Here is a 20,306-nt window from a genome sequence, read left to right as displayed (position 1 = left end):
CAGATTAGCTGTATAGGTCGTTTGATTAGACCTGTAAGACGTTTTTAATTGAATGTGGAGGGAACAGTGCCAAATATTTTCTTAAAGGCACTTGTAAATTTTGAGGGATGCGAATAGCCTAGTTCATAACTTAACTCACTTGCAGATTTACGTTTACTCTCTAATTCAGTTTTGGCATAATCAAATTTAATCTTTTGATGGTATTGGATAGGCGCTTTTCCAAACACTTGTTTGAAAGTAGTTTTAAACTTAGTAGTTCCCATTCCGGCGATTTCTGCTAGTTCTTTAACTGAAGGAACAGTATGAGCAACAGGATTTCTTAAGTAGGCAGAAGCTATGAAAAGCCCTTTAACATCTGAAGGATGCAGATGCTCGTAAGTTGTAGAAAGTTCTCTGCCTTTCAGTTTATCAAGAATATCAGCTAAAAATTGCATCAAAAAGGCGTTCGCTCTTATTCTATTGTCCTTAAACTTTATAATGTTCATTAAGGCATTTTCCATAGCATAGTTTAGGTCTTCATAGATAATTGCTTTTTTAGAATTTTTCAATTTGAAAATCTTGTCACCTTCATATTCTTTGAAAAAATCTGTATGAACCCGTATTAAAACGATCTCAAAATCGGAGTTTTTGGGATTGGAACTAAATACATGTGTATCGCGTGTATAAAATAATATCCCTGAGGGGAGAAATTTCTGAAAGTTAATTTTTTGATTGTTAACAGTTTTTTCGATAGCAGACTTAGAAAGATTGATGTTAAAGAGTAACCATTCACTATTTCTTGGATTGGTTGATCGTAATTCAACAATTTCCGAGACAGTACATTTTAAATGGTAAAATTCTATTTGATTTGGAAACTGATATAATGCTATTTGCCCGTTACCAAAGTTGGGTGGTAATACCAGTGTGTTATCGATGACTTCCGTTTTCAGTTGTTCTGAAAACTGATTTAGAATGTTATTTCTAATATCTATTTTGAAATTCATTTCTAATGGTGTCCTATGGGCTTATATATCCCCAAGTTATTGGTTTTAAGTTATTACTTTTTAATTATACCATGTTGTAATTCGTTTTTGTCAATATTTTCTTTCTAAATAATTCCAAACTTCGTTTCCAAGTTTTTCTCCATGCATAGAATTTGTAAATAGTACATACCCAAATCTTTTATGTGTATCCATTAAATAATAGCAAGTAAAGCCATCATTTGTCCCACCATGTAAATAAGTATTGCGATATTCTTCATTGTCTATGGTTACAAAACCTAATGTGTAATATATATCAATACCTGAAGAGGTGGTATACATTTTTGAATGACGCTTTAATATTTCGGAATAACTACTTTCTGTTAGAATTTTCTTGTCCATTACGCCAATCATCCATTTAGAAAAATCAAGAGATTCAGACCTTATGGAAGAAGGGGCAACGAATTTACCTTTACCCTTTTTATACCAATAGTCATTTTTCCAATCTATCCATATTCCTTCATTATTATAAGGCTCAGCTTTGTGTTCAAGAGCATAGTCATTTTCAATGAAAGTAGTATTTACCATACCCAAAGGCTTGGCAATCTTTTTCTGAAAGGCGATTTCTAAATTATTCCAATCATCTCCTTCAATATGTTTTAAAACCATCGCTAAGTACTGATACCCTTCTCCAGAATATTCATAACTGGTTCCTGGATCAAACTTTATTTTTAGTTTTCTATCCTCTTCATTTTCTCTCCAATTTGGGAATCCAGATCGATGGCTCAAAACCATTCTCGCCGTTATTTTTTTATACCGCTCATCATGCGCTATATCTGGATAAGACCAGTAATGATATAAGGGTTTGTCTAAATCCAATTTCCCATCTTCAACGTAGGTCATGACAAAGGTTGAAAAAACGGATTTGGACATAGATGCACCTTCAAAAATAGTGTTGCTAGTAACCGGTAGTTTTTTTTCAAGGTTTGCATATCCGAATGTTTGATGGTACACTACCTTACTATCGTTAATTACTGCAATTGAAAGTCCAGGAATATTAAGCGAGTCCATTCGTAATTTAATGAATTCATTTATCGAATCAGTCGAAACTTCATATCCCGCAAGGTTCGTTATTTTCTTTTGAGAATAACAACTGGTGAATGAGACGGATAAGAATAATAGACAAGATAATTTAATCAAGCTTCTTTTATTTTGCACAGGTAAGTTTTTTTTAGGTGTGTTCATAATATCCAATACCATTTGTTATAATTGTAAATCCAGTATTTTCATAATTTCATAAAGTCTAATATTTGAAGCCAGTTAATTTTTACTAACTCTACAGCCTCTTTAATTTTCCCATTTTCTATATATTCAATGATAAGATGATGGTGATGTTTTGAATTCTTATGAAATTGTTGATGTTTCATGAATTCAACTTCATAGAAAAATATTCTTGTTTTTAAGTCAAGTAAAATTTGTTGTGCTGTTTGATTATCATATTCCGAGGTTAGGATGTTATGGAACTTAATATCCGCATTAATTCGGTCGATAGCGCTTTTTGCATTTTCAATCTCCTTTTGTTGTTTTTTTAGTTTTGTGATTGTTGATTTAGAATAAACAGAATTTTCAATGGCTAAGGCTTCTAGGTTGGCAACGAGTTGGTATAAATTTTTGGCTTTTGAGTCATTTAATTCTGGAATAATAAAACCACGATTTGGTATATATTTAATGATTCTTGAATATTCTAATTGAGTTAAAGCTTCTCTGATTGGTGTAACACTTACCTCTAGCTCTCTTGCAATTGATGCAAGTGATAAGGAATTTCCTGCTAATAATTCCCCAGTTTTCATTTTATCAAGAAGTAATTTTCTTACTTGGTCTCGATAGGTAATTTTTTGAATCATGAGGTAAAAATAATATATCGTATACGATTTTTAAAATGAATAGGAAAAAATCTGAAGTCGTTTTCAAAATGGATTCGCTTTAGCTGTTCCGAGCGAAACGAACACACGACAGTTGCAAAGCAGACTAGCTAATGTGCTTGAACGGCCTTGTATATGGGTACTAGCGGATTAATTGTTATTATTTTTATCCGTTGTCGGCATTCGTTTTCTCTAGTCTGTTGTATACATTAGGATTGTGTTTTTCTAAATAAAATTCAGGATTAGGTAATTCCGTAAACCCATACTTTTTGTAAAGCCATTCAGCCGTATTAGTTAATAAAATCCAGCGTCTTAATCCTTGAAGATTTGGGTGTCCCATTATTTCATTCATAAGCCAATTACTCAATCCCTTTCCTCTATATTCTTTTAGAATATAAACATCTCCTAAATAAGCAATAGTAGAATAATCTGAAATTATTCTAGCAAAGCCAATTTGCTCGTTTTGGTAATAAAGTCCAAAATTTAAAGAGTTTTCAATGGATGTTTTTAAGGTATTGATTGGAATTCCATTAGCCCAATCAGTTTCGTTTGCAAGGAATTTGTGAATGCTCAAAATATCTAATTTATCCTTGTCAGTTGAAATGGTATAGTCATTTCTATGTATCTCCCTAATTTCCAATTTGGTTTTCTTAATTAATGTGAACGGTCCTATATAGCCGTAAGTTATTAGTTTTAAGTTATTACTTTTGGGTTATATATTGTTAGCAAGCGTTATTGGTTTGATTTAGATATGTCTTGAGCTTTTCGAAAATATTTTTTAGACATTCGCTCATTATTCTCCCCTTTATACGTATTTCCTATTCCGTTTAAAGCTCTTACAGAATTTGGATTTTTCTCTGTTATTTCAAAGAATAATTCCTTAGCCTTGGCAAATTGCTTATGCTCTAAATAGAATTCTGCAATTGAACAGGCTCTGTTTTCTCGTAGTCTTTTGATGTATCCTGTTGGTTTGAACTCATTAACTAACTTTTCAAATTGTTCAAGGCTATTCGCCCGCATGGCATTTCTGGTGATGCTAAACATGGTCCAATCGCTTAAATCACTTGAAAAACCATATTTCAAGGCTCTTTTCTTGTAATAGTCATACACAAAATTTAACCCTCCAGCCTTTATAAATTCTTCCAAGCTGTTGAATTGTAACTCAGGGTAAAAATCAAAATGCCTCTTTAAGCCTCGATATAAGGTTGTAAACGGGGTCGATCTATGCTCTTCTCCCTGTAATTCTTCAAAGCTCCAGTTAAAAGTGTTAGGAGCTTTTTCAGAAAGGAGCTTATTTAATTCACGAGTTCCCTCTTTGACAACCCCTTCATTGGTTTCCGATGTAAAGCATAGAAGTTTACTGAAAGTTGTATTTTTTCTTAATAAGCTGTCAACTTTATCAACTTTCTGATGTAAAGGAAAAGGACTTGCTGCTATATATGAATCAAACAAATTTGGTTCAGTTACCATGGTTTCCAAAACAAAACCACCTGCATAAGCCCAACCAAATAACATTCTATTTTTGGAAGTTCTGTATTGTGAGTCTATATATTCAATAACTTCATTTTTTATAAAATTCAAGTAGTTCATTGAATTGGCACTATAGTTTCTATTTCTATCGGAAGACAATTTGGATATTCCCACAATGATAAATTCAGGTGATTGTTTAAATTCTACGAATGTCTTTTGAAGACTCACTCCATGTAAAAAATACCGTTGTCCATCTAAAATATATAGCACTGGAAACTTTTTTTCCGAACTCGAATAACTTTTGGGCAAGAATACTTGAATTTCTCTTTCTTGATTTAAAACATTCGATTTAATTAGGATTGTTGAACCGACTATATTGCTCTCAGTATTAATTTGCGCATTGACAGTGAAACAACAGAATAATAAGAATGTGAAGAATAAAATTTTTGTCTTCATGTTTTTAATGCACTTGAACAATTCGGCTATGATTTCGTTGTGAATCAACCTATTTAAAAGTAGTAATTTTAATTATAGTAGAGTAGAGTAGTAGCAATGGATTATAGCCATCGTTGTAATGCGTTTTCTAGTCTTTTACTTTTAATTCAGAATATAGGTCAAATACATTTTTTATTTGTTCAGTTATTTCCTTGGGCAGGGTTGCTGTCCTATTTCCATTTTTTCCGGTAAATTCGATTGTAATAGTTCCTTGGTGGTTACTTACTGATTTGAATAAGTCGATAAAATTTTTGGTATTACTTTCTATGGTACAGGACTCAAAACCATTGTCTCTCGATTTAACTCCGCTCAAATAATATTCAAACTGGGTATCATCAAATTTTAGCGCAGCTTTTTCAATATAGAGTAATTTGCCGTTTGTATAATTGACAAATTCCAAAAACATATTGCTGTTTTCATTTATGTATATATAAAGATACATTCCTGTTTTGTTGTTATTCAATACTTTTTTGAAATCCCCATTCGGTTCGATAAAATATGTATTATTGACTTTTTCAAATGCCAAATCTTTTGAATTGGCTATACTGTCATTGATGCGTGACACATCGACTTTTGGTATTTCGAAATATTCTAAACGCTCCAGATATTCTTTATGATCGTTTATTTTATTGATAAACTCTTTTTTTGTGGCCATTTCTAATATCCCATTGAGCATTTTAACTGAAGCATCTCTTCTATCACTCATGGGAGCACTTAATTTTTTTTGAATTGAACTATAAGTGATTTCAGCCAATCTCTGATTGTTTTTTTTCTGTCCAAGTACTACAACAGGAATTAATATTAGAAGAATTAATAAGTGTGATTTAGTCATAATAATGCTATTTCATTTAAGGGTTTTATTAAATCAATTAGTGTTGCAAAATGCATCGGCTTAAAGGGAATATGTGTTAATGGATTTGTATAACGATCCGTTGCAGATTTCTAGGTATCTAAGTTAATTAAAAACGATGGAGGAGGGGCTTAAAAGGGTTTTTCGCAGCGGAAAATCCGATGCAATGGTGGTTACTGGCTGTTGTCTGTAGTTATTTTATCAGCTTCCTGGTAATTTTTCACCTTTAGCTGAAAGCTCCACAAGTTTTTTTATTCTACTTTCTCTGGTTTTCTCAGCTTTAGCCAATTTAATCCATCGCAATACAAACCTTTTACTTGAAGGATTGATTGCGTTGAAAAACTCCGCAGCACCATCTAGTTTTGAAAGTTCTTCAGATAAATCCTCTGGAACAATCAAGTTATCAATGTCATCCATAAAGTTCCAAAGTCCGTTCGATTTTGATATCTCGATAGCTTTTAATCCAGATTCGTGCATCCTTCCTTCATCTATTAGCTTTACTGCTCTTTCTTTGTATGTTTTCGCCCAATGCCCAACTTTCCTTTGCGATATTAACTGCATGGTTTTTTTGTCGTCAAGCTTTCGTCTAATTCCGTCAATCCATCCAAAACAAATTAATTCGTCGAGCACTTCCCATCTTGAAACATACTTTTCTGGGTAACTTTTCTTGTACGTTACAAGCCAAACACTTTCAGGCTGAGTATGATTCTTCAACAGCCAAGATCTTAGTTCCTTCTGAGAAGAAATTTCAACTTGTCGGAAATTCTCAGTTTTAATCATTTGATATAATTACAATAACAATTTGGTTATGGTTTCATTACGGAATCGCCTGAAAAGACTATTCTGAGAAACTCCAGTAATCTTTACAAGATAAGAATTTCAGTTAGGGAAATTCTGCTAATGAATTATCGTCATTGTTGGCAAATACTTGTATCAAAAATAGTTGAAGAACAACTCAACAAAAACTCCAAGGACAAGACTTAATATGGCTATCAAACGAGATAAACGTTTTAATTCAAATGGGTTTGCAAATGCTAGCCAGATACATAACAGACCACAAATCGATAAAATTATCGGTCCGTGTAGAGGTACAATGCTCTCGAAAAGGCCTAATTGGTCAAAGAGCGGGTCTAGCAAGGCGGTAAACCCAAAAAGGGCTAAAGCGAAATTTGTTTTTTTATGCCCTATTAAAAAGTAGTAACCTGCTATTAAAAGTTCAACGCTTATGGCCAAAGGACCAAACTGATTGTAATATTCCCTTTTAAAGTATGCCTCAAATCCTTGAGGAAATTCAATCCTTAATATAAAGGCAATGCTTAAAGCAACACCAATAGCCAAAAGTACTATTGAAATAGTTTTTCTTTTGTTCATAAGGTCTTTCCAAATGTTGGCTAATGGTTTCGGCTGTGATTTTGGTGTGGAGCAAAATCACAATGAGTTATAGTCATTGTTATCAGTAATTTTTATCTAAATATTCCTATTATGTTATTAATTATTCCACTACGAGATGACATTTCATGTTCTTCTCTAGTTTGCGTCCAAATTTCACCATTTCCTCTAATAGAATATAAATAACCTTCCCCGCTTCTAACTAGTTCTTTAAATCCAGAAGAAACTGTTTTTACTTCTAAATTACTGTCAAATGCAACTAGGTAATCTTCGTCAACCAAGTATTCTTTTTCTGGATTTAGTTTTTGATTAATTATTTTCCCATAACCGATTAGAAATAATTTTCCATTTCCACTAGCTTTCATTTTTAAGCCATCATTAAGTGTAGTCTTCCAATCTTTATTAATTATTTTCAAATCTATTTCATTTGTTCTAGCAAAGTGAGCGTTTGGTTCGATAATTACTTCTTTGTTTTCATTAATTTCAATTTCAAATATTTCTCCGTTTTTGTCAGGTGAAAAAATCATCTCAATTTTTTCTTTAGCCTTATATATGTTATACGCTAAACTTTTTCCTCCAAATAATTTCCCAATCCAGTTGTTAAAGGTTTTTGCCTCAAATTTTGTCTTTAATTCATAGTTTCCATCAGATAAAATCATTGCACCCCTTTCAACTATTATCTGCTCAGATTCATTTAGTTCAATTCTTAAATATGAGTTTGGGTATTCTGATATGGTGGTTTTCATAAATTACTTACAACGGTTTGGCTATGACCTGTTGCTGATTAGTGCAAGCAACGGCCAAGAGGTTTTATTCAAAACTAAGATAAAGAATTAGATCAAGCTTTGGTGGACAATTGGTTATAGCTGTTGTTGGGTGCCGTTTTTAATTATCTTTAAATAAGATAGATATAGCTTTCCGCGCGACCTTAATATTCTCTCCGTTGACCCTGTCGTCGTCATTTCCATTTTCAATTTCCCTTTCTCCCACGACTATCTTTAAATCTTTTTTTGTGTCCAAAAATGTGAACTTTCGTGTGGAATTGACATAAATGATTCCGGCCAAGTATACTTTTCCAATCCCCCAGGCTCTCACAGATTTGTTTTGAAAAAAAACTTCAAAATAATGATGGTCACTATTTACGAATTTTGCTATGGAATAGTCTTTATTAGTCGCATTCGGTTTATTAAACTCAGAATTTGTTAGATGCTCAAGCATAGCATTTGTACGTACATAGAGATTTTCACCATCTGACACGGCGAATGCGTCTTTAATTTTATTGCCGTCGCCATCTTTTATTCTGAATGTGGTGATGATCATATTCTTGCCTTGCTTTGCAGAGATTGAATTTTCTATGCTAGGTTTTCTGTTAATAAAATCCTGAAAGGTGCTGTAAACCCCTTGAGGATACACTACCTTATTATTTTGACCGTAAATAAAAAATAGCTTTAGTAAAAGTAAAAAGGTTAAAACTCTCTTCATTCATTTTTTAATTAATCTGCTCTAAATGTTGCACAACAGCATGTATATGATTAGTTCCGGAAAAGGAGGTAAGTCCCTTTCCGCAATGAAAAACTGCAGCAATTAATAATATATGTTGTTAGCAGCCGCTGTTTCATTTTAGGTATTTTATAATAATTCCAATTTGTCCCAAATGATAAGCATCGTGTTGTAGCATTCCATTTAATAACCATTTATAGGTGTAGTAGCCTTTAAAGTCTGTATCAAAGTATTCTTGATCAAGGAAATCATCTGTTTTGTTTCTTAATAATGCTATTAATTCAGATTGAGTTTTGTCGTATGAAGACTTGATCTGGTCCCAACCGATGAGCTTAAGTTTATCATTGTCCAACCAGTTTTCCTCACAATCATCGGTTTTACTTCCTTTTCCAGTTTTGATCTTCAAAATTGCTTCGCTTCGCCAAAGGGTCAGATGACTCATTATTTCCGCAACACTATGTAAATCTTTAATTGGTCTTTTGAAATATTCATCTTCCTTTACTTGATCTAACTTTTTTTGAAAAGTACTCCCAATCCAAGGTTTTCCGTGTTGGATTTCTTCTAATTGATCAATTATATTTTCAATAATTTTATTCATTTAGTTGCTGCTATTGTTTGCATCCGGAATAAATCCGATGGATTTTTCCGTTAGAACTAAAGATAACTAATTGCATGGAATTTCCATTTGGAAATTCTGCCACAATGAATTACAGCCGTTGTTGGCGGTAGTTATTTTAATAAGCTTCTATTGAGTCATAGCACCTATTCCGTAACCACAAATTGCCAAGATATACCGTATTTGTCTTCGCACCATCCAAACTTCTTACCAAAACCATAATCGCCTTCACCCTTATAATTATCCAGTGGGACCATTATCTGACCTCCATTTGAGGAAAGTTTTTCAAAAAGAGTTTGTATTAAGTTATCAGAACTGTCACTTATAAAAATTGAGACTCCAGGTGTAAATGACCAAGTATGATTGTAATTACTTTCAGAAACCATATAATCAGTTCCATTCAACGAGAATATTCCAAATTTAATGAGTTCGGCCGTGCCTCCTGCTTCTCCTTCCGAATACTTTGTAATGCTTTTAATTTCTGAATTCGGGAATATGGAAGTGTAAAAGCTAATTGCTTCTTCAGCCTTTCCGCATTGGTCACCTACAAATGTTAGAAATGTTGTTGTTTTCATACTTTTTTTGTTCAATTAGTTCTTAGACTTTTTAATTACACAGCGAAAGCCTAGAGAAGCTGTCCAAAAGTTTTCAGACTCAAATACACCTCTTTCTGATAATCGATGCTGTTCTGGTGAATAAGCCCAAGTTCCACCTCTTACGATTTTACTTTTCCTCTTTAGAGAGTCGGGTGGGTTTGTATCGATACTATAATTGTATCTACTGTAATAGAAGTCGTCATAACACCATTCCCAGACATTTCCTGACATATCATAAAGGTTATAACCGTTAGGAGGGAAAGAACCAACTGGTGAATAAGTGGCATAATGGTCAATATAATCATTAAAAATGCTCATCTTGGAATAAATAGCTTTAGTTGTAATATCAGGACCATTGGTTTGAGGAACTCCATCGATAACCGGTATCCATTTATTTCCCCAAGTGAACAATTGATTTTCCAAACCTGCTCTAGCTGCATATTCCCATTCAGCTTCTGTTGGCAATCGTCCCCCCATGCATTCACAATATTTTTGAGCGTCTTTCCAACTAACTTGTGCGACCGGATAATTATCAGGAACAGTTAATCCTGGCATTAACGGATTTTTCCAAGTCACTCCTGAAGTCCAAACCCAATCGTTTATCTCATTTTGAAAAATACGCCCTTTATTTTTTAATTGGGACTCGGGAGTATAATTAAAATTCTCAGTAAATTTTCTAAAAGAACCAACCGTTATTTCTGTGGATGTAATCCAAAATCCTTCTTTAATTTGTACTTTTCGCCTTGGCAGTTCTTCCTTCCAGCACAAGCTATCTCCGGGAATACAGCCCATCAAAAATTCTCCTTGAGGTATGAATGAGTATTCAAGACCGCCGACAAAAAAACCTTCTTCTTTTTCATGGCAAGAAATCACCAAGGAAATAATTAAAATAATGGATATTAAAAATATTTTATTGCTGTATTGGTAATACATACTTCAATTAAGTATTAAAATTTGAATTTAATCCAAATACCTTATTGCTGCCTACGGTTTCGTATAACCGTTAGTTACTGGTTTTAAGTTAGTTATTCTCGTGTTGATACAGAACTCTCAATTACGAGTGGATTTGGACGTATTCAAATCCGCTATAATTGAGGATATGCATTGTTGTAAAATGTTTTTATTCAGTATCTTATCGTCAAATTTAGTTCTTTAAATTCTATTACTTTCAGTTGACTGTTAGTGTCAAATTCAAGAGTTAAATGATTTCGCTGACCATTTTTGAAATCAATATTTTCAGCACTTTCAAAGTAGCTTTTAAATTCGTTGTCGCTCTTATTTAGTGGTACTTCTACTTCAAATTCCGCTTGAGTGAGTTTTCGTATACCATTATTGTGATCTGTTGGTTCATTATAGGCTTTTTTTTTATCACGATATGGAAGTCTGAAAGTCCAAGGTAAATATGGTTTTTTTTCGTTTGTAATCATATCAATTGACATTCCTTTTGGAAAGTAATTCGGTTGATAAACCTCGCTTTGCTCAAAAAGCTTGTCGGTCAATTTTGAGTTGACTAAACATAATCCAAAAGGTGAATTATTATTCTTTTCAAATTGAGAACGCTCCCAAAGTGTTGTTTTAGCGGTCAATTCATTTCGGATTTCACTTTCGTCAATGACCCATAAAATTTCAAGAAAAAAATTCTCAAAATAAAACTTGCGGTTTGTTGTACCTTGTCCTGGATGAATTCGACTACTTCCTTCGGTCAACCCAAACTCAACTAATTTATCTGCCTCTTTTCCGCCATTGTTTGAAAATATAAATATGTGGTCTATTTCCATATTTGTTGATTGGTTCAAATGTTTTACAACGGGTTAGGGTATAAGCAGTAGCGGGTTTAATAAAATCCCTTTTCAAATTTCAATATACTCTAATTAAATAAAAAAAACGGTTTGAGTGCTAACTCAAACCGCTATTACTTATACACGATGTTGACGTGTTGTTTACCTTTTGTGTTCCGGACTGTCAAATCCTGCTTTACATCCTGCTTGCCATTCATCAGGTTGGTTTCCAAAAGCAGGAATACCTCCCTGGTCTTTTAACATTCTTGCCAAGTGTAAACAGTTCCATACCAAGAAGGTGGTATTTCTATTTGTGAAATCATTTTCAGGCCCTCCTGAACCTTCATCCATATAAGATGGACCTGGTCCAGCTTCTCCCATCCAGCCTGCGTCAGCTTGTGGAGGGACAGTATAGCCTATATGAGATAAAGAAAATAAGATATTCATTGCACAATGTTTTACACCATCTTCATTACCGGTAATCAAAGTGGCTCCAACTTTATCATAGTCTCTGTACTGACCTTTTTCGTTGAATTGATGCGTATAACCATACATTCTTTCTAATGTTCTATTACAAACAGATGATTTTTCTCCAAGCCATACTGAGGTGCAAAGGATTAAAATATCACAATCGTCCACCTCTTTTTGTATAATAGGCCAATCATCCTTATCCCATTCTGGAGTTTTAGACATATCAAGACCTAAACCCGCAGGAATATCATAGTCAACAGGTCTAATAATTTTGGTAGCAGCTCCAACCGATTCAAAAATTGCTTGCGCTTTTTTTATCAGTCCTTCTGTATGCGATAGTACTGGAGTTCTGTTTAAAGTACAATTAAGAAACAAAACTTTTAAATCATCATATTTTGCTGGGGCATTCTTAACATATTTTTTCGTTAGTTTATTTAACTGTTCGCTCATTTTCTCACGATTTTAAAATTTAGTAATTCAAAAATAAGCGCTACAATGAAGCTAGGCATTCGTATAGATGAAGAAATGATATTATTTTCTTCTGGCTATTTCACTTCTAATAGAACTCAAGGTTTGTGGAGAAATTCCGAGGTAAGAGGCAATCATTTTTTGAGGCACCCTGATTGGCAGCTCTGGATAAATTTCTAAAAAATATGCATATCTATCAATAGCAGGAGCTCCCATTAACATAAGAACTCTACGTTGAAGTCGTCCAATTCGTCTAGAAAGTAGTTGGTTAAAAATTACCGTGTGTTCTTTTGATAAAATAGTTAACAACTGCTCCTTATCAAAAAGAATAACCTCACAGTCTTCTAGACAATCAATGTACAATTGTGTGGATTGATGATATTCCATAGCTTCAATATCACCTATTATGTAGCCCTTAGAGGCAAACATATAGATATGTTCTTTTCCATTACTGTCAATAATGTAACTTCTAAGAATACCTTTTTTTACATAAATACTAGGAGTCGCAGAACTTTCTGCTTGCTGGATAATGTGACCTTTTTTAAAAGTCCTTGCTTTAACATTCGAATGGGAATTCAGTATATCTTCTATATTTATCATTTTTCTTAATACACGCCAACTGGTTTGTATAACGCCGGTTGTGGCGATACTTATGGAAAGTTAATTAAAAAATGGGATTTTATGTTAGGAGAGAAGTTCCATTTTTATTTATTCTTTAGGCAATGTTTTATATACGGTGTTGGCAATAGTTTTTATTTGTACTTTTTTCTTTTACGTTTTATATTCGTTACATAATTTTCCAATTCAGCACCAATTTCATTCAACAATTCTAATTCATTTTTACCTGAACCAGGATAATTATATTTTGTCATGATGTGTGAAATTATTTTTTTTCCAACCTTATCATATTTGTCTACAGCAATTCGGATCAAATGGTTTATCAGTTCTAAATAATTAGGTATTTCAATTTTCTCAAAACTGTGTCTTCTTTGTAAAGCTACTTTTATTCCCCAAGTATTAGTTTTTGGATAGACTTGAAAATAAGCTTTTCCAAATTCATGTTCGGTTTGTCCTCTATGAGCTACGAAATTATGTCTCATATTCATAAGATTTAAATGTAGTTTTTTTAAGTTTTCATTTTCAGAGCTAAATAAATCAGATTGTAACTTAGGAGATTTTGTAGACGAGCTATCGGTAAAGCATTTTCCATATAGAATTATAACAGTTGTAAATAAAGAAGTCTGAACAATTTCACTATTGATTTCTTGTAATTGCAACAATGCTTCTTTACAGGTTTTTAAATCAAGTATAATGCTATGATATGCGATGTTTTTCCTTTCTAGATGTTCAGGAATCTTAAAAATAAAACTATCGTTATTTTCTTTTTGACTTCTTAAATGACGGATTATTTTTTCTTCTTTTTCGTTACTCATCTAAATTATTGCCAAAGGTCTCGTATAACCGTCAGTTACGGGTTTTAAGTTACTATTTTTCGGTTAAGAACTAGCGCTCGCAATTCCGAGTGGATTCGGACGTAGTCGAATCCGCCGTAATTGCGATTATACATTGTTGTAAAACGTTTCTTATCCAAATTGCCACCACTTTTTTTTCTTTATCAGTTTATTAATCGAAAAGGATTTTGTTATTCCGTTCATCTTTTCATGTTCTAGTTGTTTGTCCATCGGTTCGATAATATTTTGCCAACCTGCCGAAAAACTCGCGTGTATTTCACTTCCATTAGGTGTGTATTTCACTTCGACTGGAATTTCGCCAACGTTCTCAAACAACTCTGAAAATTCTTTTTTAAATTGCTTGGGTAAATACCAAGTTACTTTCGGTTCATTTTTCCAATGTCCAAAACTTGCAACTAAAACATTACACTTTTTAAAGTCCAAAATTGTTGGCTTTTCAGCTTGGTTTATTCGTGTAGTAACAATTAAATTATATCCAAAACCTGTTTCCAAGTCAGATTCTAAAACTATTCCACCACCATAATTTCCGTTTTCTAATCTGAATGTTAAACAAGTTCCTTTTTTAAAAATCGGCTCTTTTTTTACAATTCGTTTGCGTGCTTTTGGTTTTGCTTTTTCTGATTCTAATTTTACTAAAAATTTATCAAGGACAATTTTTCTTTTTTTAATGTCCGATTCACTTGCATCAAGTTCTTTCCACAATTTTAAATCAGATTCACTTTCTATTATTCCACGAATTTTTTCTAAAATGTCATTCGATAAACTTTTCGTTTCCCAGAGAGCCAAAGCCAAAGCAAACCAAAAATCATTTGTTCCGTTTGGGTTTTCAGAAATCAGTTTGTTTTTGATTTTGTTAGGCTCTTTTCCATCATTGTATAAGTCAAAAAAATCAGCATAAATATCTGCTGAAGTATCGTTACTTTTTATTGCGGTTCCCCAAGTTCCCAATTCAGTTCGTGATTTTTTTTAAATGTTTTAAAACGGTCCCGGCTATGATTTCGTTGTGAGGACATGGCACTGCCATGGGCCAGCTGCAGCGTTGGCCAAGGCAGGATTATTCCGCTGAAATCCAGCCGTTTGATTTATACTATTATTTTGGTGCGGCACAAAACCACAATGAATTATAGCCATTGTTGTATGCAGTAGCATTTAAAATTTCTTTCTTGCTTTATACAAATCTTTAGGCTTATTCGATAGTATTACAACTCCGTAGTCTTTATCGTGGATTTCATACTCTTTTTGCAGAGTTTTTTTGTCAATTATCTTAATATCCTTGAAAATATCATCATTTATTGTTGCTAAGTCACCTTCAAAATTATCAGTTAGAACTCGATCATTAAGGATATATTGAATATTAGAGTCGGAGTCAAAACTGGGGACTAACTCACTGTAAGATGATGATTTTGAACTGAAAAATTTCCAATATCTTAATCTTGAAAAATTTACAGTTTCGATATAAATGGCTCCGTCTTTACCATTTTCGCCTAAAAGTTCAATCGCCTCTTTACCTTTAAATACCGTAACAGAAGCAATTTGATTGGGATTGTATTTTTTTAATTCTTCTCCAGAAACATTAATACTATCGATAAAATATATCGGATTATCTCCAATTTTTTTTAAAACTCTTTTAGGGCTTTGCCCTTGTAAATAAATAGAGCTTAGAATAAACGCGAGAACAATTAATTTTTTAATCATATTTCTTTTTTTTTGATATTGCATACAACTTGTTATATCAGAATCAAATATACTGATATCCGGTTATAAGTTTCCGGATAAGAGTAGGTTATTATTGTTTTTATCCGGATCCGAAAGTGCTTGGACCAACGCATCAATCGAACCTTCAATACTCAATAAATCCTTTTTTACAACATGTGTATAAATCATGGTCGTTTCTGGTTTTGCATGCCCTAAAAGTTCTTGTGTGTATCGAATGTCAATGCCATTTTCTAATAAATGTGTTGCATAACTATGGCGAAGTGTGTGAGGGGTTACAATGCGTTAAACGAGAAGCCTTTTTCTGAAAAGTGCTCTAGGGTTTTTTCTAACGCATATTTCATATTGCGTTCCGCTTTTACACTATCATGAAAAACCACAATACTACCCGGTTTTGCATTGTTTATGATGTTTGAAGCGCTTTTTTCAACCGGAATTTCGGCTTTCCAATCAATGGCTAGCGCTTCCCACATGATAATGTCATATCCTATTTTGCGCAAGGCTTTTCCTTTGGGTATGGTGATCTCACCATAGGGTGGGCGAAATAGTTTTTTCTTTTGCTGTAGATATAGCGAATGTTTTGCCATTTCTGCTTCAGCCAACGCAATATTTTCTAAATAGTCTTTGGTGTTGGTTTTCCATCCCTTAATATGATGAAAAGTATGATTGGCGGCACGATGCTGCTCTTCTAACAACCGATTAAAAATATCAGGATGTTTCCTGACGTTATCACCGATGCAAAAAAAGGTCGCCTTTGCATTGTATTGGTGTAGTATATCTAACACCCATTCTGTTACTCCAGGAATAGGGCCGTCGTCAAATGTGAGGTACATGGTTTTATCCGTGCCGGAAATGCGCCACACATAATTAGGCAACAGTAATTGAATCCAATGGGGTGTTTTTGCCGGAATAAATTTCATTTAACGATCATCAATTACACTGTTACCCATACCCGCAAAAAAGGGTTCTCCTTGTGCTAGCGATACAACTTCAGGTGCGCGTATGCGCACTGATAATGGAGCCAGGCAAAAGAACGTTTAATTTATGGTATCGTCTGCTACAGAATCGTTGATTTCCACTGGAGCATCTTCTGGTACTTGTGATTCTATTGGCGGAATTTGCGGCGCTTCTTCATCAGGATAAAACAACTTTGCATATTCTCTAAATTCTAATAGCGCGCGTTCTGCAGCTTCATCATCTCCGTTTTCAACCATGACCAAAACGAGTCGGCGGTAATATTCAATGTCAGAAAAAATATCTTCTCCAAAAGCAATTTGCTGCTCTGGTTCTAGTCCGCTATAATAAATAAGACTTTCCTGGTACTTACCGATGATCTTGGTTAGCAATTCACGAGCTTTTTCTTTTTCACCTACTTTATAATATCCATCGGCAAAAGGTTCTACAAACACATAGTACCCAAAGTATTCAATAGGCATTTTGTTTACCGCCAAATCAATTACTTCTTTAGCTTCTTGGGTCTTACCTTCTTCCAATAACTTTTCCATGGCACGGGCCATATTGCTTCGATAGGTAATACTATTGCGACGCGTCTCCGGATCGTGATAAATATCTTCTCTTTCTGAGTTGCCCCAGGTCCATTTTTTGATATTCTTATAAATGACATCGGCATTTACACGTCCCATTTCAAACGGATTGCTACTGTCAACCGGCGTTTTAATAGGGACTAGCTTGTAGGCCATGCCATCAAGCTGCAGATAATCCTTCATCCAGATATACTCCTTGGCATCAAAACTACCACCAGAGAAATAAATAGGGCGTTCCCAGTTGTTGTTTGCTACGATATCGAGCATTAACAATTGATTTTTGGTAATTGATCCAGGAAGTCTGATATTAATAGTGTCTACAATTTCATCCGCATCTTCTGGTGAAACTGCCCCATTTCGCACTGCGGCTTCCTTATCTACCGGGATGTATATATTCCGCGTGGGATAGTATACCATGCTTTTTTGCGCTGACGGAATTGCATCCAGATCAAATTCAAATTCTTGCGCTTGGCGTTTTAGTATTTCGCCATATTGTTTTCGTGGGTCGTCATCTTGTACCCATGACATAAATCGCTGAATGCTCCATGCTTCTTCAGTCAACGGCTGATGCAATATTTGATCTCTAGTACCATATCGGTATTGCTCATGCGTCAGCTGTGACGGAATGGGCTTACTTTCATAAGCGGCCCGTTTCATCTGGTCAATGTACCAGTCGGTGTATAATAAACTAGTATTAATGACCCGTACATCGGTACGGTAGCCTTCAATTTCCTGTGCGTACCAAAGTGCGAAAGTGTCGTTGTCGCCAATCGTAAAAATAATGGCATTTTCTTCTAACGAATCCAGATAAGACTTGGGCATCGATTGCGCGGTATACCGTCCTGATCGGTCATGATCATCCCAATTTTGGGAAGCCATTAAGGCCGGAATTCCCAGTAGTGCCACGGTGAGTAATGGTGCCAATATTTTTTGCGGAACGATGTTTTTTAACTGGTCGAATAATGCATATACACCAATTCCGATCCATATGGCAAATATGTAAAAAGAACCAACCAACGAGTAATCCCGTTCCCTTGGTTCGTAGGGTCGTATGTTGGTGTAAATTTGAATAGCGATACCCGTAAATAGGAAAAATACGAGCAGCACCCACCAATCACTTTTTGATTTTTTAAAGTGAAATACCAATCCGATTACTCCTAGTAACAAAGGGAGCATGAAGTAGGTATTTCTACCTTTATTATTCAGCACATCGCTTGGTAAATTGTCTTGTGGTTGAACATTCGATATATTTTCATCTATAAAAGGGATACCACTGAGCCAGTTCCCATTTTGCATGTCGTATTTTCCTTGTATATCGTTTTGGCGCCCAGCAAAATTCCACATAAAATAGCGCCAATACATATAACCCAATTGGTATTGTAGCATAAACTTCATATTCTGAAAAAACCCGGGTTTTTCAATGTCAATATACCGCTCCATTTGACGCAGGAAATTGTGATACCCTTCATAATCGACTTCACCTGCATCGTAAGCCGCCAGAAACTGATCTACCGCTTTACGTGCATTGGGTTCAAAGCGATATTCGGGTTTCAATTTAAATTCAGGTACGCCAGCGTGTACCATGTAATTGACAGCGTGTTCTGAGCTCCACATTCTTGGTAGGAAGCCCTTATGGCGGTCGTCATAGTTCTGGCGCGCATCTTTCCAATCGTTTACAACCACATACTTCCCTAATTTTTTGTCCTGCTCGTATTTTGGTTTGTCATCTACATACTGGTTATCATCATCAACCAGCGCATATAATTCGGTATACATTGGTCCGTATACAATACCCACACTAGGGTATTGCTCGCGATTGTAATATGCCAGCAGCTCACGTGCACTAGCGGGATTGTTCTCGTTAATTACGACCTGTGCGTTCGCTCGAATAGGGATCATTAACCAGGACGAAAAACCAACGCACATAAAAAGAAAACAGAGGACTGCAGTATTTAAGTGCACCCATTTCTTTTTACGGGTATAATTCAAACCGTAATAAAATAAGCCGATAAATAGAAGCCCGGTAATGATTGTTCCTGAATTAAAAGGTAGTCCGATGGTGTTGACAAAAAATACTTCAAGTCCACTAAAAATGGTCAAAATAGTGGTGAGCATAAATCGATAGATAATCATCAATATTACCACAACCGCGACGTTGGCAATTAAAAATGTTTTAAGATCGTAGTCCTTATAATTCTTGAAAAAATAGATCAGCCCGATGGAAGGAATAGCCAACATACCCATAAACTGTATACCGAAGGTACAGCCGATTAAAAAGGCGATTAGAATTAGCCATTTGTTGCCTCTAGGAGTATGCATGTCCTGTTCCCATCGAAGCCCTAGATAGAGTAACAGCGCCATCATAAAACTTGCCATGGCATATACTTCAGTCTCTACGGCATTAAACCAAAAACTATCGGTAAAGGTGAAAGCGAGTGCACCTACGAGTCCGCTGCCCAATATGGCTTGCGCTTTACCCATCGTTAATTCACCTTCTTTGATCACGAATTTTTTAACAAACTGTGTGATAGTCCAGAACATAAATAAAATAGTAAATGCACTGGCAAATACTGACATGTGATTAACCATCAAGGCAACTTGCTCTGGCTCCATGGCGAACCATGCAAAAAATGCACCAATCATCTGAAAAAGTGGGGCTCCCGGAGGGTGCCCAACTTGCAATTTTGCACTTGTTGAAATGTACTCGCCCGCATCCCAGAAACTGGCCGTAGGTTCAACGGTTAACATATAGGTAATCAAGGCTATCGCAAATGCGATCCAGCCTACGATAATGTTCCACTTTTTATATTGTTGCTCGCTCATCAAAAGGTTTTTAGAAGCATTTGGGCGAATTTAGTAATTAATACCAAATCAACTCTTAAATTAGGCTTAAATACTCGTTCATTTTCCTTCCTTCGTCATTATAAAATAGTTCCGTCTTGATGATGGTATTGGAATTCGTTGTTTTGAACACTTTGAAATGAGAAAAAGCAGCTTCATCTTTCAGAAACAGATGTAATACGTTTTTGAACAAAACCTAGCGGTGATCTAGTAAGCTCGACG

At 34.7% G+C, this 20,306-nt stretch carries 22 protein-coding genes; all 22 read right to left on the bottom strand.

The features are described 5' to 3' along the window. Positions 1–44: 44 nt before the first annotated feature. Positions 45–983: a helix-turn-helix domain-containing protein gene (locus ABN763_RS13010; protein ID WP_410485915.1), complete on the bottom strand. Its 939-nt coding sequence runs from the start codon at positions 981–983 to the stop codon at positions 45–47. 90 nt (positions 984–1,073) lie between these two features. Then, a complete protein-coding gene (locus ABN763_RS13005) occupies positions 1,074–2,159 on the bottom strand; it encodes a serine hydrolase domain-containing protein (RefSeq protein WP_410485914.1) in 1,086 nt (361 codons plus the stop codon). An 86-nt stretch (positions 2,160–2,245) separates the two neighbouring features. Next, positions 2,246–2,863 carry a GntR family transcriptional regulator gene (locus tag ABN763_RS13000; protein WP_410485913.1) on the bottom strand — a complete coding sequence of 206 codons (618 nt, stop codon included), beginning with the start codon at positions 2,861–2,863 and terminating at the stop codon, positions 2,246–2,248. A 184-nt stretch (positions 2,864–3,047) separates the two neighbouring features. Then, positions 3,048–3,521, bottom strand: a complete 474-nt coding sequence (locus ABN763_RS12995) for a GNAT family N-acetyltransferase (protein ID WP_410485912.1) — start codon at positions 3,519–3,521, stop codon at positions 3,048–3,050. A 92-nt stretch (positions 3,522–3,613) separates the two neighbouring features. Then, on the bottom strand, positions 3,614–4,807 hold the full coding sequence (locus ABN763_RS12990; protein ID WP_410485911.1) for an alpha/beta hydrolase-fold protein: 1,194 nt from the start codon (positions 4,805–4,807) through the stop codon (positions 3,614–3,616). Between the two features lie 127 nt (positions 4,808–4,934). Continuing rightward, entirely contained in the window at positions 4,935–5,678 is a 744-nt protein-coding gene (locus ABN763_RS12985) for a hypothetical protein (RefSeq protein WP_410485910.1), read from the bottom strand. Between the two features lie 219 nt (positions 5,679–5,897). Beyond that, positions 5,898–6,410: a YdeI/OmpD-associated family protein gene (locus ABN763_RS12980; protein ID WP_410485909.1), complete on the bottom strand. Its 513-nt coding sequence runs from the start codon at positions 6,408–6,410 to the stop codon at positions 5,898–5,900. A 219-nt stretch (positions 6,411–6,629) separates the two neighbouring features. Beyond that, positions 6,630–7,067, bottom strand: coding sequence for a hypothetical protein (locus ABN763_RS12975; protein WP_410485908.1), 438 nt, complete (start codon positions 7,065–7,067; stop codon positions 6,630–6,632). A gap of 92 nt (positions 7,068–7,159) precedes the next feature. Continuing rightward, on the bottom strand, positions 7,160–7,831 hold the full coding sequence (locus ABN763_RS12970; protein ID WP_410485907.1) for a TIGR00266 family protein: 672 nt from the start codon (positions 7,829–7,831) through the stop codon (positions 7,160–7,162). Positions 7,832–7,970: 139 nt separating this feature from the next. Continuing rightward, positions 7,971–8,567, bottom strand: coding sequence for a hypothetical protein (locus ABN763_RS12965; protein ID WP_410485906.1), 597 nt, complete (start codon positions 8,565–8,567; stop codon positions 7,971–7,973). A 133-nt stretch (positions 8,568–8,700) separates the two neighbouring features. Continuing rightward, complete coding sequence (locus ABN763_RS12960; RefSeq protein WP_410485905.1) at positions 8,701–9,183, bottom strand: DinB family protein; 483 nt, start codon at positions 9,181–9,183, stop codon at positions 8,701–8,703. 164 nt (positions 9,184–9,347) lie between these two features. Then, positions 9,348–9,776: a VOC family protein gene (locus tag ABN763_RS12955; RefSeq protein ID WP_410485904.1), complete on the bottom strand. Its 429-nt coding sequence runs from the start codon at positions 9,774–9,776 to the stop codon at positions 9,348–9,350. A 15-nt stretch (positions 9,777–9,791) separates the two neighbouring features. Next, positions 9,792–10,730 carry a formylglycine-generating enzyme family protein gene (locus ABN763_RS12950; RefSeq protein ID WP_410485903.1) on the bottom strand — a complete coding sequence of 313 codons (939 nt, stop codon included), beginning with the start codon at positions 10,728–10,730 and terminating at the stop codon, positions 9,792–9,794. 191 nt (positions 10,731–10,921) lie between these two features. Continuing rightward, positions 10,922–11,575, bottom strand: a complete 654-nt coding sequence (locus tag ABN763_RS12945) for a hypothetical protein (RefSeq protein ID WP_410485902.1) — start codon at positions 11,573–11,575, stop codon at positions 10,922–10,924. Positions 11,576–11,737: 162 nt separating this feature from the next. Then, the gene (locus tag ABN763_RS12940) at positions 11,738–12,496 is read right to left on the bottom strand and encodes a flavodoxin family protein (RefSeq protein ID WP_410485901.1); all 759 of its coding nucleotides are present in this window, start codon (positions 12,494–12,496) and stop codon (positions 11,738–11,740) included. An 81-nt stretch (positions 12,497–12,577) separates the two neighbouring features. Then, the gene (locus tag ABN763_RS12935) at positions 12,578–13,114 is read right to left on the bottom strand and encodes a Crp/Fnr family transcriptional regulator (RefSeq protein WP_410485900.1); all 537 of its coding nucleotides are present in this window, start codon (positions 13,112–13,114) and stop codon (positions 12,578–12,580) included. Between the two features lie 152 nt (positions 13,115–13,266). After that, positions 13,267–13,947 (bottom strand): hypothetical protein, encoded by a 681-nt coding sequence (locus ABN763_RS12930; protein ID WP_410485899.1) that lies wholly within the window; start codon positions 13,945–13,947, stop codon positions 13,267–13,269. 150 nt (positions 13,948–14,097) lie between these two features. Next, positions 14,098–14,934, bottom strand: coding sequence for a hypothetical protein (locus tag ABN763_RS12925; protein WP_410485898.1), 837 nt, complete (start codon positions 14,932–14,934; stop codon positions 14,098–14,100). Between the two features lie 201 nt (positions 14,935–15,135). Continuing rightward, entirely contained in the window at positions 15,136–15,681 is a 546-nt protein-coding gene (locus ABN763_RS12920) for a hypothetical protein (RefSeq protein ID WP_410485897.1), read from the bottom strand. A 63-nt stretch (positions 15,682–15,744) separates the two neighbouring features. Then, positions 15,745–15,870 carry a hypothetical protein gene (locus tag ABN763_RS12915; RefSeq protein ID WP_410485896.1) on the bottom strand — a complete coding sequence of 42 codons (126 nt, stop codon included), beginning with the start codon at positions 15,868–15,870 and terminating at the stop codon, positions 15,745–15,747. A 104-nt stretch (positions 15,871–15,974) separates the two neighbouring features. After that, entirely contained in the window at positions 15,975–16,619 is a 645-nt protein-coding gene (locus tag ABN763_RS12910) for a polysaccharide deacetylase family protein (protein WP_410485895.1), read from the bottom strand. Positions 16,620–16,736: 117 nt separating this feature from the next. Next, entirely contained in the window at positions 16,737–20,066 is a 3,330-nt protein-coding gene (locus ABN763_RS12905) for a protein O-mannosyl-transferase family (protein ID WP_410485894.1), read from the bottom strand. Positions 20,067–20,306: the final 240 nt, after the last annotated feature.

Origin of the sequence: Spongiivirga sp. MCCC 1A20706, from assembly GCF_046524175.1 — a bacterium.
Taxonomy (GTDB): domain Bacteria; phylum Bacteroidota; class Bacteroidia; order Flavobacteriales; family Flavobacteriaceae; genus Spongiivirga.
The sequence above is the reverse complement of the archived record's forward strand: the minus strand, read 5'-3'. Positions and strand labels throughout refer to the sequence as shown.

What these genes read in the sequence shown, in the direction of transcription:
- ABN763_RS13010 (WP_410485915.1), bottom strand. Translation starts at nt 983, where the DNA reads ATGAATTTCAAAATAGATATTAGAAATAACATTCTAAATCAGTTTTCA.
- ABN763_RS12905 (WP_410485894.1), bottom strand. Translation starts at nt 20,066, where the DNA reads ATGAGCGAGCAACAATATAAAAAGTGGAACATTATCGTAGGCTGGATC.
- ABN763_RS12910 (WP_410485895.1), bottom strand. Translation starts at nt 16,619, where the DNA reads ATGAAATTTATTCCGGCAAAAACACCCCATTGGATTCAATTACTGTTG.
- ABN763_RS12920 (WP_410485897.1), bottom strand. Translation starts at nt 15,681, where the DNA reads ATGATTAAAAAATTAATTGTTCTCGCGTTTATTCTAAGCTCTATTTAT.
- ABN763_RS12960 (WP_410485905.1), bottom strand. Translation starts at nt 9,183, where the DNA reads ATGAATAAAATTATTGAAAATATAATTGATCAATTAGAAGAAATCCAA.
- ABN763_RS12930 (WP_410485899.1), bottom strand. Translation starts at nt 13,947, where the DNA reads ATGAGTAACGAAAAAGAAGAAAAAATAATCCGTCATTTAAGAAGTCAA.
- ABN763_RS12945 (WP_410485902.1), bottom strand. Translation starts at nt 11,575, where the DNA reads ATGGAAATAGACCACATATTTATATTTTCAAACAATGGCGGAAAAGAG.
- ABN763_RS12935 (WP_410485900.1), bottom strand. Translation starts at nt 13,114, where the DNA reads ATGATAAATATAGAAGATATACTGAATTCCCATTCGAATGTTAAAGCA.
- ABN763_RS12990 (WP_410485911.1), bottom strand. Translation starts at nt 4,807, where the DNA reads ATGAAGACAAAAATTTTATTCTTCACATTCTTATTATTCTGTTGTTTC.
- ABN763_RS13000 (WP_410485913.1), bottom strand. Translation starts at nt 2,863, where the DNA reads ATGATTCAAAAAATTACCTATCGAGACCAAGTAAGAAAATTACTTCTT.
- ABN763_RS12970 (WP_410485907.1), bottom strand. Translation starts at nt 7,831, where the DNA reads ATGAAAACCACCATATCAGAATACCCAAACTCATATTTAAGAATTGAA.
- ABN763_RS12985 (WP_410485910.1), bottom strand. Translation starts at nt 5,678, where the DNA reads ATGACTAAATCACACTTATTAATTCTTCTAATATTAATTCCTGTTGTA.
- ABN763_RS12950 (WP_410485903.1), bottom strand. Translation starts at nt 10,730, where the DNA reads ATGTATTACCAATACAGCAATAAAATATTTTTAATATCCATTATTTTA.
- ABN763_RS12940 (WP_410485901.1), bottom strand. Translation starts at nt 12,496, where the DNA reads ATGAGCGAACAGTTAAATAAACTAACGAAAAAATATGTTAAGAATGCC.
- ABN763_RS12975 (WP_410485908.1), bottom strand. Translation starts at nt 7,067, where the DNA reads ATGAACAAAAGAAAAACTATTTCAATAGTACTTTTGGCTATTGGTGTT.
- ABN763_RS12965 (WP_410485906.1), bottom strand. Translation starts at nt 8,567, where the DNA reads ATGAAGAGAGTTTTAACCTTTTTACTTTTACTAAAGCTATTTTTTATT.
- ABN763_RS12915 (WP_410485896.1), bottom strand. Translation starts at nt 15,870, where the DNA reads ATGATTTATACACATGTTGTAAAAAAGGATTTATTGAGTATTGAAGGT.
- ABN763_RS12955 (WP_410485904.1), bottom strand. Translation starts at nt 9,776, where the DNA reads ATGAAAACAACAACATTTCTAACATTTGTAGGTGACCAATGCGGAAAG.